This window comes from Iodidimonas sp. SYSU 1G8, assembly GCF_039655775.1.
Lineage (GTDB): Bacteria > Pseudomonadota > Alphaproteobacteria > SMXS01 > SMXS01 > RI-34.
The window spans coordinates 964,828-978,026 of sequence record NZ_JBBYXJ010000002.1 but is presented as its reverse complement, the minus strand read 5'-3'; the positions used below and the strand labels follow the sequence as shown (position 1 = coordinate 978,026).

At 65.8% G+C, this 13,199-nt stretch carries 15 protein-coding genes and 1 tRNA gene; 9 read left to right on the top strand and 7 right to left on the bottom strand.

Annotation, left to right across the window (positions count from 1 at the left end; translation table 11 throughout):
* Positions 1 to 76 precede the first annotated feature (76 nt).
* The 4 genes from gph to WJU17_RS15785 all read left to right on the top strand — a co-directional run bounded on the left by gph (position 77) and on the right by WJU17_RS15785 (position 1,995).
* Positions 77 to 757 carry a phosphoglycolate phosphatase gene (gene gph / locus WJU17_RS15800; protein WP_346328356.1) on the top strand — a complete coding sequence of 227 codons (681 nt, stop codon included), beginning with the start codon at positions 77 to 79 and terminating at the stop codon, positions 755 to 757.
* Positions 758 to 1,021: 264 nt separating this feature from the next.
* Positions 1,022 to 1,097 (top strand) — tRNA-Val (locus tag WJU17_RS15795).
* Between the two features lie 145 nt (positions 1,098 to 1,242).
* The gene (locus WJU17_RS15790) at positions 1,243 to 1,488 is read left to right on the top strand and encodes a hypothetical protein (protein WP_346328354.1); all 246 of its coding nucleotides are present in this window, start codon (positions 1,243 to 1,245) and stop codon (positions 1,486 to 1,488) included.
* Positions 1,489 to 1,647: 159 nt separating this feature from the next.
* Positions 1,648 to 1,995 (top strand): hypothetical protein, encoded by a 348-nt coding sequence (locus WJU17_RS15785; RefSeq protein ID WP_346328353.1) that lies wholly within the window; start codon positions 1,648 to 1,650, stop codon positions 1,993 to 1,995.
* Positions 1,996 to 2,108: 113 nt separating this feature from the next.
* Here WJU17_RS15785 and WJU17_RS15780 read toward each other — a convergent pair whose 3' ends face one another.
* Entirely contained in the window at positions 2,109 to 3,302 is a 1,194-nt protein-coding gene (locus tag WJU17_RS15780) for a hypothetical protein (protein WP_346328352.1), read from the bottom strand.
* Between the two features lie 265 nt (positions 3,303 to 3,567).
* On the opposite strand from WJU17_RS15780, the gene WJU17_RS15775 reads away from it, so the two are divergent.
* Positions 3,568 to 4,860, top strand: a complete 1,293-nt coding sequence (locus tag WJU17_RS15775) for a hypothetical protein (RefSeq protein WP_346328351.1) — start codon at positions 3,568 to 3,570, stop codon at positions 4,858 to 4,860.
* A 10-nt stretch (positions 4,861 to 4,870) separates the two neighbouring features.
* Here WJU17_RS15775 and WJU17_RS15770 read toward each other — a convergent pair whose 3' ends face one another.
* From WJU17_RS15770 to WJU17_RS15760, 3 genes are all read right to left on the bottom strand, one after another.
* Positions 4,871 to 5,317: an EthD domain-containing protein gene (locus WJU17_RS15770; protein ID WP_346328350.1), complete on the bottom strand. Its 447-nt coding sequence runs from the start codon at positions 5,315 to 5,317 to the stop codon at positions 4,871 to 4,873.
* 17 nt (positions 5,318 to 5,334) lie between these two features.
* Positions 5,335 to 5,868: a VOC family protein gene (locus WJU17_RS15765; RefSeq protein WP_346328348.1), complete on the bottom strand. Its 534-nt coding sequence runs from the start codon at positions 5,866 to 5,868 to the stop codon at positions 5,335 to 5,337.
* Between the two features lie 64 nt (positions 5,869 to 5,932).
* Complete coding sequence (locus WJU17_RS15760; protein WP_346328347.1) at positions 5,933 to 6,532, bottom strand: pyridoxamine 5'-phosphate oxidase family protein; 600 nt, start codon at positions 6,530 to 6,532, stop codon at positions 5,933 to 5,935.
* Between the two features lie 51 nt (positions 6,533 to 6,583).
* Here WJU17_RS15760 and WJU17_RS15755 point away from each other — a divergent pair, with 51 nt between their 5' ends.
* Positions 6,584 to 6,874, top strand: a complete 291-nt coding sequence (locus WJU17_RS15755) for an HNH endonuclease (protein WP_346328346.1) — start codon at positions 6,584 to 6,586, stop codon at positions 6,872 to 6,874.
* 233 nt (positions 6,875 to 7,107) lie between these two features.
* On the opposite strand, the gene WJU17_RS15750 is transcribed toward WJU17_RS15755, so the two are convergent.
* The 3 genes from WJU17_RS15750 to WJU17_RS15740 all read right to left on the bottom strand — a co-directional run bounded on the left by WJU17_RS15750 (position 7,108) and on the right by WJU17_RS15740 (position 9,988).
* The gene (locus tag WJU17_RS15750) at positions 7,108 to 7,893 is read right to left on the bottom strand and encodes a PhzF family phenazine biosynthesis protein (RefSeq protein WP_346328345.1); all 786 of its coding nucleotides are present in this window, start codon (positions 7,891 to 7,893) and stop codon (positions 7,108 to 7,110) included.
* Positions 7,894 to 8,022: 129 nt separating this feature from the next.
* Entirely contained in the window at positions 8,023 to 9,003 is a 981-nt protein-coding gene (locus WJU17_RS15745; protein ID WP_346328344.1) for an aldo/keto reductase, read from the bottom strand.
* A gap of 106 nt (positions 9,004 to 9,109) precedes the next feature.
* Positions 9,110 to 9,988 carry an LLM class F420-dependent oxidoreductase gene (locus WJU17_RS15740; RefSeq protein WP_346328343.1) on the bottom strand — a complete coding sequence of 293 codons (879 nt, stop codon included), beginning with the start codon at positions 9,986 to 9,988 and terminating at the stop codon, positions 9,110 to 9,112.
* A 205-nt stretch (positions 9,989 to 10,193) separates the two neighbouring features.
* On the opposite strand from WJU17_RS15740, the gene WJU17_RS15735 reads away from it, so the two are divergent.
* The 3 genes from WJU17_RS15735 (at position 10,194) to WJU17_RS15725 (ending at position 13,133) form a co-directional block, all read left to right on the top strand.
* A complete protein-coding gene (locus tag WJU17_RS15735; protein WP_346328342.1) occupies positions 10,194 to 10,643 on the top strand; it encodes an Rrf2 family transcriptional regulator in 450 nt (149 codons plus the stop codon).
* Between the two features lie 72 nt (positions 10,644 to 10,715).
* On the top strand, positions 10,716 to 11,726 hold the full coding sequence (locus WJU17_RS15730) for a sulfate ABC transporter substrate-binding protein (RefSeq protein WP_346328341.1): 1,011 nt from the start codon (positions 10,716 to 10,718) through the stop codon (positions 11,724 to 11,726).
* A gap of 27 nt (positions 11,727 to 11,753) precedes the next feature.
* Complete coding sequence (locus tag WJU17_RS15725; RefSeq protein ID WP_346328340.1) at positions 11,754 to 13,133, top strand: porin; 1,380 nt, start codon at positions 11,754 to 11,756, stop codon at positions 13,131 to 13,133.
* Positions 13,134 to 13,199: the final 66 nt, after the last annotated feature.

Here is a 13,199-nt window from a genome sequence, read left to right as displayed (position 1 = left end):
CGCAGGTCTTTGCTTTACCGGCGAAACCTGCCACAAAGGCTGCCCGTTTGCCACCGCCGGATGGAGGGCCTGGCCCATGCGTTTTCCCGGAACCGTTATCTTCGACCTGGACGGCACCCTGGTCGACAGCGCGCCCGACCTGACCGGCGCCCTGAACCACACCATGCGCACGCTGAACCTGCCCGAGGTCGCCGACGACGACGTGCGCCACATGGTGGGCCACGGTGCCCTCGCCCTGATCCAGAAGGCGCTGACGGCGGCGGGCACCACCCTGCCCGATGACGAATTCGACGCCGCGCTGCTGGTGTTCCTGCGCTATTACGGCCAGCACGTGGCAGACCGCACCACGGCGTTTCCCAACGTGATCGAGACGCTGGGGCTGCTGCGCGATCATGGCGTGAAGCTGGGCGTGTGCACCAACAAGCCCCAGCGCCTGACCGACCAGCTGCTGGAGAGCCTGGGCCTGACCCACTGGTTCGGCGCCATCGTCGGCGCGGATTCGGTGCCGGAGAAGAAGCCCCATGCCGGCCATCTGGTGGCCACGGTGGAGCGGCTGGGCGGCGACCTGAATTCGACCGTGATGGTGGGCGACAGCCAGACCGACGTGGACACCGCCCGCAACGCCGGTACGCCCGTGGTCGCCGTGAGCTTCGGCTATTCCACCGTACCCGCCGCGGATCTGCTGGCCGACCAGCTGATCGACGATTTCAACGAACTGCCCGCCGCGCTGGAGGGGTTGATGGGGGCGCGGGGGTAGGGCGTTTTCCGTTTGGTTCCCTTTTCACTCCTTTCCTCGGTTCCCTTCTCTTCCCTGTCACCCCGGACTTGTTCCGGGGCCTGCCGCTGGGCCATGCGGGATGGTGATGCATGCCCGCCAGCGTCGGGGCGCTCTCATGAACGGTCATTCCCGGACCAGCACAGGTCCCGGAACGGGTCCGGGGGGACAACAGAAGGAATGGCCACCGCGCCCGCTTGACACCCGCCATCCAGAACCGTATTACGACGCGTCCTCGGCGACGAGGGGCGAATAGCTCAGTTGGTAGAGCGCCACGTTCACATCGTGGATGTCGGGGGTTCGAGTCCCTCTTCGCCCACCATCCTTCCCCTGCACAGACCGATTTTTTTAGCGCCGCCTGTTCCCGAGACAGGGGTGACAGCCGCGCCTGAACGGCCTTGCTGGTTCAAAATGTTATGTTATAACATTTATATTCATCAGGCCGCGCCATGTCAGGGGGAAGACCGATGCACCAGAACGCCGACGCGGAACAGCCGCGCCCCGAAGGCTTCGACGAGGCGCTGGACGCATATCGCGTGACATTCCGGCTGTGCCGCGAACGTGGCATCGGCGAGGATTCGATCCTGTCCGCCGTGCTGACCGAGATCCTGCCCCGCTTGGTGTCGGCCTATGGCGCCGAACGGGTCGAGGGGCTGTTTCTGCAACTGGCGCAGGAGATCACCCGCGAGCTGCCGCCCTGCACTACCCACTAGCACCTGCCCCCGAGAGGAAGGCAGGCGTCGCAGGGGGAATTTGTTGAGCAGCAGCATGGCGGTGCGAAACAGAGGGCCGAGACCTTCATTGCTGTATCGAACGCGGCTCCTCAGGCGTACCATAATACCCCAAAGGCACATCACATTGGGGTGAGACCGATGAACCGAGCCAACGCAGCCGTCATCTTTGCCGTTCTGATCATCCTCGCCTTGCCGGCTTATGGCGGGCAACTGTTCGGGGGCGCGCCGATGACGGGCGAAGGCGATGGCGGGCGCTTACCGTCGTCGCCGGACAGTCCGCAATGTAACCGCTGCGAGCTGGACCCGGTCGAGCTTCACGGCAACCCGCCACGAGCCGAACCCGCGCCGCCGGAGAAAACCGAACCAACCGAGAAGCCCGAACCGCCAGAGAAGACGGAACCGGCGGAGAAACCAGCCCCGCCCGAGAAGGAACCGGACACGGAGCCGAAAGGGAGCGGGGGCAGCGGTATGAACAACATCCAGTAACCGGGACGCTGCGACGGTCCGCGCCAAATCTGGCGCGGGTGCCGGCACAGCCTACGTCCATCAAGCTCTGGTTCGGCATGGTTAAGGCGCCATGCCAAAAGATATTTTCGGAACTAACCCCGCTGCTTCGGCCCCAGCTCCCACACCGCGCGGCCGTAATTTTCGGCGGCTTCTTCCCAGACCAGCGAGACGTGGGTGACGCCCACGTTGATGTCGCGCTGGAAGCGCTGGATCGGGTTGCCGAGATAGACGGAGGTGGCGCCGGCCATCTGGGTCAGTTTCAGGGCGGTCTGGCCCATCATGCGCGCCACATAGGACGCGTCGCGGTGCGAGACGTAAGCGTCGATCGCCGGGTTCGGCGCGCCGCCGGCGGCGGCCCACTCGTTCAGCTCGGCCATGCGGTTGCGCATGATCAGCTTGGCGGCGTGGATGTCGGTCAAGCACTCGGTCAGCTTCATCTGGTTGGCGACGCGTTCCACCTGCACTTCGCCGGTGAACAGCGCCTTCTTGCCGATCAGGGTTTTCTGCACGGCGGCGGCCATGCCTTCGGCCATGCCGATCAGCGCGGCGGGAATGCCCCAGATCGCCGGCCAGCCGAAAGGCAGCCGGCCCATGGGGATCTGCAGTTCCTTCATGCCCGGGGTCTGGCCGGTGGCGATGTCCATGATCGACACGCGGCGGTGCGCCGGCACGAACACGTTATCGAGCACGATGTCCTTGGAGCCGGTGCCGGACAGGCCGGAGACGAACCAGTCGTCCACCAAGGTCACGTCCTCGCGCGGGATCATCATCCAGTCGAAGCAGGTGGAGCTGGGCTTCATGATGATGAACCAGTCGGCGAAGTCGCAGCCGGAGGAGAATTTCCAGCGGCCGGTGAGGCGAACGCCGCCGTCTACCTCTTCCATCTTGCTGTTCATGGCGAAGGACGCGGTGGAGCACAGCTTGTCGTCGCTGCCGGCCCAGTATTCCTCCTGCGCCTCGATGGGGAACAGGCTGGCCTGCCAGGTGTGGACGACGAACAGATTGGTCACCCAGCCGCTGGAGCCGCAGGCGGTGGAGATGGTGCGGATCACCTCGGTGGCCGTGTCGGGGCCGAGCTCGTAGCCGCCGAAGCGCTTGGGTTGGAGAATCTTGGGGAAGCCGGCGTCGCGGAACTCCTGCACCGTCTCGTCGGACAGGCGGCGGTTCTTCTCGGCCTCGGCGGAGCGTTCGCGCAGCTGGGGCAGCAGGGCCTCGGCGCGGGCGATCATCTCTTCCTTGGTCGGCGTCTGCGCCTGGGCCTTAGCCGTCTTCACTTCGATGTTCATGGCAGATCCTCTCCCGCAAATGGCAGCATGACCGTACCGCCCGTTCAAACCTTCCCCAATTCGTCTAACCCGAGCATTGCGGTAAATCAATCATCACCGCCGAAAATAACCGGCGGGCGTGTCGGATTCCCTTTGCAACCGCCCGTTCGAGCGGGAATGATCGCGGCGGAGACTGTCCTGGGGAGGATCACATGCCACGCTCAAACGCACGGGCCCCGCGCCCGGAAAACGCCGAGTCGGCCGCGCGCCACGGGGGACGCGCACGATGAAGATCGGCTCGTTCTTTCCCGACCGGCCGCTGCCGACGCTGTACGCCATGGCGGCCGACGATCTGCCGCTGCACTTCGACATGGACGCGCTGACCGAGAAACAGAAGGCCGACCATTACGAGCAGAACCAGCTGCTGGCCATGCTGCAATCGGCGCTGCTGTCGATCAGCAAGCCGGCCGATTACGTGGCGCTGTTCGATGCGTTCGCGCGCGCGCCGTGGGACGGTTTTCTGCGCCGCCAGCACGCCATGGCGGCCAAGGCCGGCGCCGAGATGGTGCCGCTCGATCATCTGCTCTACGCACCGGTCGAGACCTACTACGAGACCATCGCGGGCATGCTGCCGGACGTGGCGCTGCTGACGCTGCTGATGATGAGCCGGTCGAACCAGGTGCTGCACAAGGACCAGGGCGCCATCGAGCGCATGCTGAAGCTGAATTCCAAGTTCCATTTCGCCGAGAACGCGCCCGCCTTCGGCATTCCGACTCCCGAGACCATCATCGCCCAGCAGCCGCTGAGCGGGAACAACACGGTGGAGGACTTCTTCGCCCGGCACGAGGGGCGGATCATTCTGAAGATGACCGGCCAGCCGGGGGCGCGCAGCGTCAAGGCCGTGTCCAGCACCGCCGAGGCCGACGAGTATCTGAAGGCCTATCGCCCGACCGATCCGGTGCTGGTGCAGCAACGGCTGAAGCTGGAAAACTATGTGGAGTGGACCGCCGACCTGCTGGTCACCGACAAGGCGGTGACGCTGGACAATGTGCGGCGCATCCTGGTGACCGACGGGCTGTGGATCGGCAATTTCATCCATGCCGACCCGCCGCTGACCGACGCGCAGACGGCCGAGCTGCTGAAGGTGGGCGCCTATGCCCGCAAGTTCGGCCTGGGCAGCGAGACCGGCGACTGCATGGGCATCGACTATTTCATCGGCCCGGATGGCGAGGTGGTGGTGACCGAGATCAACCCGCGCTGGACGGCGGGCCTGTTCCCGACGCAGGTGCTGCGCCGGGTGAACAAGGCGCGCCGCGACGCCGTGCCGTATTTCGAGCTGATCCGGCTGGACCAGTACGACGCCTTCCAGGATTTCTGCGCCGCCCATCTGCCCAACGACACGGACGGCCCGTTCGCGGTGATGCCGCTGGGCTTCTCGCCCTATGAGCGGGACGTGGACGGGGTGGCGCGCGTGTTCACCTGGCTGGTGGTGATCGGCGACTTCCCGGCGTTCCGCGCGGCGGCCAAGGCCGTGCTCGGAGACGCCGGGTTGCCGAATGGCGACCTGGTGCCGCTGTGACGGCGGCGCGCTATTTGGAGACGCACTCCTCGACCACATAGGTGCGGGTCTTCGACGGGTCGGCGAATTTGACGATGTCGGCGACGATCCAGGCGCTCACGGCCGGATCTGAGGTGGTCTTGCGCATCTCGGCGTATTCGGCCTCGCTGGCGAAGCGCATCTCGGTCACCACGTCGAAATCGATGGGCGCGCCGGGACGGGCCTCGCCGATGAAGTTACGGCGGTAGTCGGCGCGGGCCAGCGCCGGAATGCGCGCGCGGGCGCCAGGGACGTGCACCGTCTCGTAATGGCGCTTGAAATCCTCCAGCGAGGTGCCCGGCTTGCGGGCGAGGAGCGTGATGGTCTTGATGCCCGCGCGCGGCTCGCCCGAGGCGCAGGAGGAATCGGCGGCCGCGGCGGGCTGTGCGCCGGCAAGAAGGACGGCGAGAAGGACCAGCAGAAGGCGGATCGGGGTCATGGCAGGCTTTCCTCTCGTCAGACCGGATGGGTCCAGTCCATGTCGCGGATCGGGTGGCTGCCGTCCCAGTCGATGGCTTCGGCCTGGGCGACGTCGAACAGGTCGAGATAGCGCTGCAGCGTGGGCATCAGCTGGATCATCACGCCGGGCGCGGCGCGCAGATCGAGATAGGCATGCGAGCCGGGATAACGCTGGGCGAGCACGTAGTCGACGCCGCGGGCGGTCAGGTCGGCGAGCTGGGCGTCCACATCGTCCGACCAGGACGCCAGATGCTGCAAGCCGCCTTCCGGATGCTCCTTCAGGTAGTCGTCATAGATGTTCGGGCCGCTGCCCGCGAGCGGCTCGATCAGCTCGATCTGCTGGTCGCCCGAGCAGGCGAAGGCGGCGGTGATGCGGCATTCGGTCGGCTGGCCGTAATGCTGCGCCTCCAGCGTGAAGGGCGGGATGACGTAGAACGGGCCGACGCCGCGGGCCAGCCAGTGCGCCATGCCCGCCTGAAGATCGGGCACGATGTATCCCTGCTGGATCATGGGACCGAACAGCTTGCTCATCGGACATCTCTCCCGTTTCCGACTATCCGGTCAGCGTAAGGCCGGACGCCGGGCCCGGCAAGCGTCAGGGCACGATCCAGCCGGCGGTGAGCGCGCCGCGTTCGTCCCAGTCGAAGCGCGCGGCCATGTTGCCCATGCGGCGCAGCGACAGCCACTGCAGCCGGTGAATGGACAACACGATCACGGCGAAGAACGCGGCGCCCGGCGCGAGCGTGTCCTCGCCCAGCGGGCCGGCGAAGACGGGCGGGGCGATGCCCGGACCGGCGGCATCGAGGGCGGCGCCGGGGCCGGGCTGGCAGAGATAGGGCAGCCGCACGGCGGGCGGCGCCGCAAGCCAGTACGCGCGCGCGGTCTCGTCGTCCCGGTGCAGCGCCGCCGTGCCGGCGAGCCGAAGCTGGACCTGGCGGGCCGGATCGTAGAACACCAGACCGGCGCGGGGATCGGCGGCCAGTTCCGCCCATTTGGCCGAGCGCGAATCGGTAAAGAGGGTGAGCGCGCGCCGCGCCGGATCGACCGCTCGGAGCACGACCGTGCGCGCCTCGGGCGCCCCGTCGAGGCCGGCGGTGGACAGCACCGGGGTCCGGAACGGCTCTTCCCGCGACGCGGCCGCCGCGGCCAGATCGGCCCAGCAGGCCTGTGCCACCTCGCTCAACGTGCCGGTCATGGTCCGCTCCCCGATTGACGGTGCCTCGTCGCCGGACCTTAATGCGGGGCGATGGACACCGAAACCGAGATCTGCCCGCTGTGCGAGCGGCCGTTGGGGCGGCGGCGCGAACGGCATCATCTGGTGCCGCGCCTCAAGGGCGGCCGGGAAACGGTGACGATCCATCCCATCTGCCACCGCAAGATCCATGCCCTGTTCTCGGAAGCGGAACTGGCGCGCTCGTATGCCAGCATCGCCGCGCTCCGGGTGCATCCGGAGATCGTGCGCTTCACCGACTGGCTGGCGGGCAAGCCGGCGGATTTCCACGCGGCGACACGTACGGCCCGCACGCGGCGGCGCTGACGCCAGCTTACAAAATGGTCATGCATTTCCTGCATCTCCCCCATTCAGGGGAGAACCCCCTGACTCCTGTTGCGAAACCGGCCCGGCAGGATCATCTACACGCTCGAGGGATACCGGTGCTGTCGCACTGGTCTGGGGCTTTGAGATACATGATCAAGTTGTTCGGACTCTTCAATGCGGTCGCCATTCTTGGCGCGACTGTCACTCTGGTGTTCTGGTACTAGGCCAAGGCCTCAGTCCGGAACGCTGATCGTTCCTTCCAGATACAGCGCGCACGCGCCCGTCACCGCGACGGCATCGTCCAGCACCCGGCTGCGCAGCAACCCGCCGCGCGCCGAGATCTGCCGCGAGACCAGCGTATCCTTGCCCAGGCGCCGTGCCCAGTAGGGCGCGGCGGAGCACTGGGCGGAGCCGGTGACCGGATCCTCGTTGACGCCGACCTTGGGCGCGAAATAGCGCAGCACGAAGTCGTGGCGGTCGCCGGGCGCGGTGACCAGGATTCCATCGCGATCGAGCGCGGCGAGACCCGGGAAATCGGGGACGAGACCCAGCAGCGCCGCCTCCGACGGGAACACCACCACATAGTCGCGCGCCGTCGCCAGCACGGCCTCCGGCGGCGCGCCGAGCGCCTTGGCCAGCGCCGGCGTGGCCACGGGCTCGGGCGACCAGCGCGGCAGGGTCATGGTGAAGCCGCCGTCGCCGGCGCGGACCCGCAGCGGGCCGCTCTGGGTATGAAAGGTGACGGCGCCGTGGCCCGGATGAAGGTGCCGGCAGACCACGAAGGCGCTGGCCAGCGTCGCATGGCCGCACAGCGGCACCTCGACGGCGGGCGTGAACCAGCGCAGGTCGTAGTCATCGCCGCGAGGTACGATGAAGGCGGTCTCGGACAGGTTGTTCTCGGCCGCGATCGCCTGCATGACGCCATCGGGCAGCCACGCCTCGAGCGGGCAGACGGCCGCCGGATTGCCGCCGAACACGGTGTCGGTGAAGGCATCGACCTGAAACAGGGGCAGCTTCATCGGATCTCTCCCAAAATAAAAAGAGCCGCCTGCCGCTCCGGCCCGGCCCCGAAGGGCAGTGGCGGAACGGCGGGCGGCTCCCGAACTCACGCGTCTTCGCCCGCGACGGGGCGGAAGACTAGCCTGCCATCAGAACGGCAGGCCGCCCTGCGGCTTGGTGATGTCGTTCAGCGTCTTCACGTCGTCCGCCGACAGGACGGCACCGGCCGCCGCGACGTTCTGGTCGATCTGCTCGGGCTTGGTGGCGCCGGCCATGACGCTGGTGACGCCCGGCTGGGCCAGCAGCCACGCCACGGCGATTTCCAGCACGCTGAGACCGCGTTCGTTACCGAACGCCTCGATCTTCTCGACCAGGTCGAAATTGCGCGGCGTCATTTCGAGGCCGCCCAGACCGGCCATGTTGCTGCCTTCGCCGAAGCGGGTGCCCGCGGCGGGCTTTTCATCGCGCTTGTACTTGCCGGTCAGCATGCCGCTGGCGAGCGGGAAGTACGGCAGGAAGCCGGCGCCGGCCATGCGGGCGCCGGGCAGACGCTCGTCTTCCACGTCGCGGCGCAGGATGTTGTAGAAGTTCTGCACCGAGATGAACTGCGGCACGCCGAGCTGCTTGGCCTTGTGCGCGGCGTCGACCAGCTGGTGGCCCTTGAAGTTGCAGCAGCCGATGTAGCGGATCTTGCCCTGACGCACGAGATCGCCCAGCGCCAGCAGCGTCTCCTCGATCGGGGTCGAGGCGTCGGGGAAGTGCATCTGATAGAGGTCGATATAGTCGGTGCCCAGGCGCTTCAGGCTGGCCTCGACCGCGTTGAAGATGTACCGGCGCGAGCCGCCCGACATGTACGGACCCTCGTCCATGGCCATGCCCCATTTGCTGGCGATGACCACGTCCTTACGGCGATTGCCCAGCGCCTTGCCAAGGAATTCCTCGGACTTGCCCAGCAGCCCGGGCGTCGGCGGATAGGCATCGGCGGTGTCGAACATGGTGATGCCGGCCTCGAGGGCTTTATCGACGACGATCTGGGTCTGCGCCATGTCGCAGCGGCCGCCAAAATTGTTGGTGCCAAGGCTGACGGTCGAAATCTTCAGGCCGGAATTGCCCAGCGTCCGGTATTCCATTTGCGGTCTCCCCTATTTTGCGAGTCTGGTGGCCCGCACGATGCCATGCGGGCCCACCAGTGTCCACCAAACAGCGGGCGTGCTTAATCCTGCGCGCGGTGCCGCCTTACCCGATGGCGGCCTTGAAGCGCCGAAGGTACTCGATATGCGCGTCGCCGGTTTTCAGCCCTGCCCCCATCGTATGGAGCGTGACGTGACTCGCCCCGGCCTGGCGCCACTGGGCGTGATCGGCGGCGGCGTCCTCGGGCGTGCGGACCGGGCCGCCCAGCGTCGCGCCGACGAAGATGATGTTGTCGATGCCGACGCTGTCCGGATCGCGGCCGGCACGGGTGACCCGCTCGCGCATGTCGGCCACCGCCTCCTGCGCGCGGTCGGCGGGCAACACGGGAATCCAGCCGTCGCCGGTGTTCGCCACCCTGTCCTTCGACGCCTCGGAGGTGCCGCCGAACCAGACCGGGATGGATTTCCTGACCGGCGGCGGATTGATCCCCGCGTCGGTCACCTTGTGGAAACGGCCGTCATAGGTGATCGGCTGCCCGGTCCACAGCTTGCGGAGCAGGTCCACCTGCTCGTCGAGCCGCGCGCCGCGCTGGGCGAAGGGCGCGCCCAGCGCCTCGTATTCGATCTGGTTCCAGCCGATGCCGAAGCCGAGCCGCAAACGGCCGCCCGAGAACACATCCGCGTTGGCCGCCTGCTTGGCGAACAGCGCCGCCTGGCGCTGCGGCAGAATGATGATGCCGGACGCCAGCTCCAGCGTCCGCGTGACGCCGGCCAAGAAGCTGAATAGGGTAATCGGCTCGTGGAACGGCGTATCGTGCGTGTAGGGCATGTTCCAGTCCGGCCGGCTGGCCGTGTTGGCGCCCATGACATGGTCATAGGCAATCAGATGATCGAACCCCAGCCCCTCGACGGCCTGCGCCCAGTCACGGATCGCGGCAGGGTCGGGCGCGATCTCGGTTTGCGGAAATACGACGCCGACACGCATGATGGTCTCCCCATTTTTGATGCACGATCTATTTTTCAGAGCGCGTGGTGGTCCTGTCAAGCATTGCCTTGGCGACAGGAATTCAGGGCGGAACGCCGATGCGTAAAAATACCACTCAACAAATGGCCGGAGTGAGGATATGCAACACATTCCCTTGACGGTAGGAGAATACAGCCTATTGTCTATTGGAACACTTGGGAATTAGATGCTCTCTCAGAAGGCCAAATACGCGCTGAAGGCGCTCCTTGTTCTCGCCGAACGCGCGCCGGGGGTGCCGGTTCAGGTCGCCGATCTGTCAGAGCAAGGGAACATTCCTCGCAAGTTCCTCGAACTCATCATGCTCGAGTTGAAGAAGCACGGCATCGTCCACAGCCAGCGCGGCAAGCACGGCGGCTATATGCTCGCCTCGCCCCCCGCCGAGATCAGCTTCGGCGCGGTGGTCCGCGCCATGGACGGCCCGCTGGCGCCCATTCCCTGCGCCAGCCTGACCGGTTACCGCAAATGCGCGGATTGCCGCAATGAGAAGACCTGCGCGGTGCGAATCATGATGCGCCGGGTACGGGATGCCGCCGCGGAGATTCTCGACGGCACGTCGCTCGCGGATATGTCGATCGAGGACCTCGATAACCTTGAAAACCAATCACTTAGCGCCTGAGCTATTTTTTTGTTGATATATACTACTTATTCGATAGGAATTATCTCACCTATTGACTAAGGAGCCGCCTCAATGAACATCCGCACCCTTGCCGTGGCCACCGCCGTCGCGCTTGGCGCCGCCATCGCGCCCGCCGCCGCCAAGGATATCAAGCTGCTTAACGTGTCGTACGACCCGACGCGGGAATTCTACAAGGAATACAATGCCGTCTTCGCGGCACAATGGAAGGCGAAGACCGGCGATACCGTCACCGTCGAACAATCGCATGGCGGATCGGGCAAGCAGGCACGCGCCGTGATCGACGGTCTTGCCGCCGATGTCCTGACCCTGGCGCTGGAAGGCGATATCGACCAGGTCGCCACCATTGGCAAGAAGCTGCCGACCGACTGGGTCAACAAGCTGCCGCTGCACAGCAGCCCCTATCACTCGACCATCGTTTTCCTGGTGCGCAAGGGCAACCCGAAGAAGATCGTCGATTGGGATGATCTGGTGAAACCGGGCATCCAGGTGATCACGCCTAATCCCAAGACCTCTGGCGGAGCCCAGTGGAACCTGCTGGCCGCCTACGCCTTCGCCAACAAGAAGTACGGCAGCGAAGACAAGGCCAAGGAATTCGTCTCCAAGCTCTACAGAAACGTCCCCGTGCTCGATACCGGCGCGCGCGGCTCGACGACCACCTTCGTCCAGCGGGGCATCGGCGACGTCCTCCTGGCCTGGGAGAACGAAGCGTTCCTCGCCATCGAGGAACTGGGTCCGGACAAGTTCCAGATCGTCGTTCCGAGCCTGAGCATCCTGGCCGAGCCGACGGTCGCCGTGGTCGAGAAGAACGCCAAGAGCCGCGGCACGACGGCGGTGGCGCAGGCCTATCTGGAAAACCTTTACACCGCACCGGCCCAGAAGCTGATCGCCAAGCACTACTACCGCCCCGCCAAGCCGGAGCTGGTGACCGCCGAAGACCTGAAGCGCTTTCCGAAGCTGACCCTCGTCAACATTCGTGACGATTTCGGGGGCTGGACCAAGGCGCGCGCCAAGTTCTTCGCCGAGGGCGCCATCTTCGACCAGATCTACAAGCCCGGCCGCTAAACCAAACAAAAAATCCAGGAGGAAACAATGAAACGCCTAGCAATTCTGGGCGGCGGGGTCGCTTTGGCCCTCACCGCCCTCCCCACCATCGCCTTCGCGCAGACCCCGGCCGAACGGCTGCAGGCTCTTGAGGAACGCCTCCTCATCCTGGAGTCCGAGCTTGCCCAATACAAGGAAGCCGCCGTCCAGCAGCGCATCGCCGAACTGGACGCGGAGAAGAACAAGAAGCCCGGCGGCACCTTCGAGTTGAAGCCCGCCCCGCGCTTCACCTCCGACGACAAGAAGTTCAGCTTCCGTCTGCGCGGCCGCGCCGAAATGGACTATGCGGCGTTCAACATCCGCAAGGGTCCGCGCGACTTCAACAGCGGCACCGAGTTGCGCCGCGCACGCCTGGGCATCGACGGCACCATGTTCTCCGACTGGCAGTACCGCCTGGAAGCGGACTTCGCCGGCGCGGGCCGTGACGACAGCAACACGCAGGAAGTCGACATCAACGACGCCTATGTCCGTTACGCCCCGAAGGATGCGAGCTACTTCGTGACCATCGGTCAGCACAAGACCCCGAACGGCCTAGAGCAGCTTGCCTCCAGCCCGAACCTCACCTTCCTGGAGCGCTCCAACGCCTCTGGCGCCTTCCTGGATCGCCGCACGGCCGGCGGTGACCGCAAATTCGGTATTTCCTACACCTATCAGGGCGCCAACTGGACGGCGACGGCCGGCGTGTTTGGCCAGAACCTGGCCCTGAGCGGCGCGCCCGTCGGGGCCACCGCGATCCCGGACGAAAGCTACGGCGTCGCGGCACGCGTGACCTGGGCACCGATCCAGGAAGAGACCCGCTGGATCCATCTGGGTGCGTCGGGCTACTACCGCGACACCAAGGGCCAGAAGGCCATCCGCTTCGGCGACCGGCCGGAAGTCCGCGTGGACAACGTCCGCACGGTCGATACCGGCAACGTGGCCGCCGACAGCTACTATTTCGCCGGCGCGGAAGCGGCGGCGGCGTTCGGTCCCTTCAGCGTCCAGGGCGAATACATGTCGACCTGGGTCGACCGCACGGCCGGCCCGAAGGTCTCGTTCGATGGCGGTTACGTCGCGCTGTCCTACGTGATCACCGGCGAAACGGTCAGCTACAAGAACGGCGTCGTCGAGGGTATCAAGCCGAAAGCCAACTTCTCGCCATCGGGCGGTGGCTGGGGCGCCTGGCAGATCGCCGCGCGGTACAGCTTCATCGATCTGAACGACCTGACGGTCCTGGGCGGCAAGGAAGACAACATCACCGTCGCCCTGAACTGGTGGATCAATCCGAACCTGCGCACCTCGTTCAACTACGTGCGGTTCGACGCCAAGCGACAGGGTGTCCAGACGGCCGGCGATGCCTTCGCTTTCCGTGTCGGAGTGAACTGGTAATCCTATCGGTTTTATAGTTCAAATAGGGGGGCTGCGCATGCAGCTCCCCTGTCCTTTCGCCGACAG

Excerpts from the sequence above, each read along its gene's own strand:
- WJU17_RS15765 (WP_346328348.1), bottom strand. The coding sequence starts at position 5,868 with ATGAGCAAGCTGTTCGGTCCCATGATCCAGCAGGGATACATCGTGCCC.
- gph (WP_346328356.1), top strand. The coding sequence starts at position 77 with ATGCGTTTTCCCGGAACCGTTATCTTCGACCTGGACGGCACCCTGGTC.
- WJU17_RS15785 (WP_346328353.1), top strand. The coding sequence starts at position 1,648 with ATGAACCGAGCCAACGCAGCCGTCATCTTTGCCGTTCTGATCATCCTC.
- WJU17_RS15740 (WP_346328343.1), bottom strand. The coding sequence starts at position 9,988 with ATGCGTGTCGGCGTCGTATTTCCGCAAACCGAGATCGCGCCCGACCCT.
- WJU17_RS15755 (WP_346328346.1), top strand. The coding sequence starts at position 6,584 with ATGGACACCGAAACCGAGATCTGCCCGCTGTGCGAGCGGCCGTTGGGG.
- WJU17_RS15760 (WP_346328347.1), bottom strand. The coding sequence starts at position 6,532 with ATGACCGGCACGTTGAGCGAGGTGGCACAGGCCTGCTGGGCCGATCTG.
- WJU17_RS15745 (WP_346328344.1), bottom strand. The coding sequence starts at position 9,003 with ATGGAATACCGGACGCTGGGCAATTCCGGCCTGAAGATTTCGACCGTC.
- WJU17_RS15790 (WP_346328354.1), top strand. The coding sequence starts at position 1,243 with ATGCACCAGAACGCCGACGCGGAACAGCCGCGCCCCGAAGGCTTCGAC.
- WJU17_RS15750 (WP_346328345.1), bottom strand. The coding sequence starts at position 7,893 with ATGAAGCTGCCCCTGTTTCAGGTCGATGCCTTCACCGACACCGTGTTC.
- WJU17_RS15775 (WP_346328351.1), top strand. The coding sequence starts at position 3,568 with ATGAAGATCGGCTCGTTCTTTCCCGACCGGCCGCTGCCGACGCTGTAC.
- WJU17_RS15735 (WP_346328342.1), top strand. The coding sequence starts at position 10,194 with ATGCTCTCTCAGAAGGCCAAATACGCGCTGAAGGCGCTCCTTGTTCTC.
- WJU17_RS15780 (WP_346328352.1), bottom strand. The coding sequence starts at position 3,302 with ATGAACATCGAAGTGAAGACGGCTAAGGCCCAGGCGCAGACGCCGACC.
- WJU17_RS15730 (WP_346328341.1), top strand. The coding sequence starts at position 10,716 with ATGAACATCCGCACCCTTGCCGTGGCCACCGCCGTCGCGCTTGGCGCC.
- WJU17_RS15770 (WP_346328350.1), bottom strand. The coding sequence starts at position 5,317 with ATGACCCCGATCCGCCTTCTGCTGGTCCTTCTCGCCGTCCTTCTTGCC.
- WJU17_RS15725 (WP_346328340.1), top strand. The coding sequence starts at position 11,754 with ATGAAACGCCTAGCAATTCTGGGCGGCGGGGTCGCTTTGGCCCTCACC.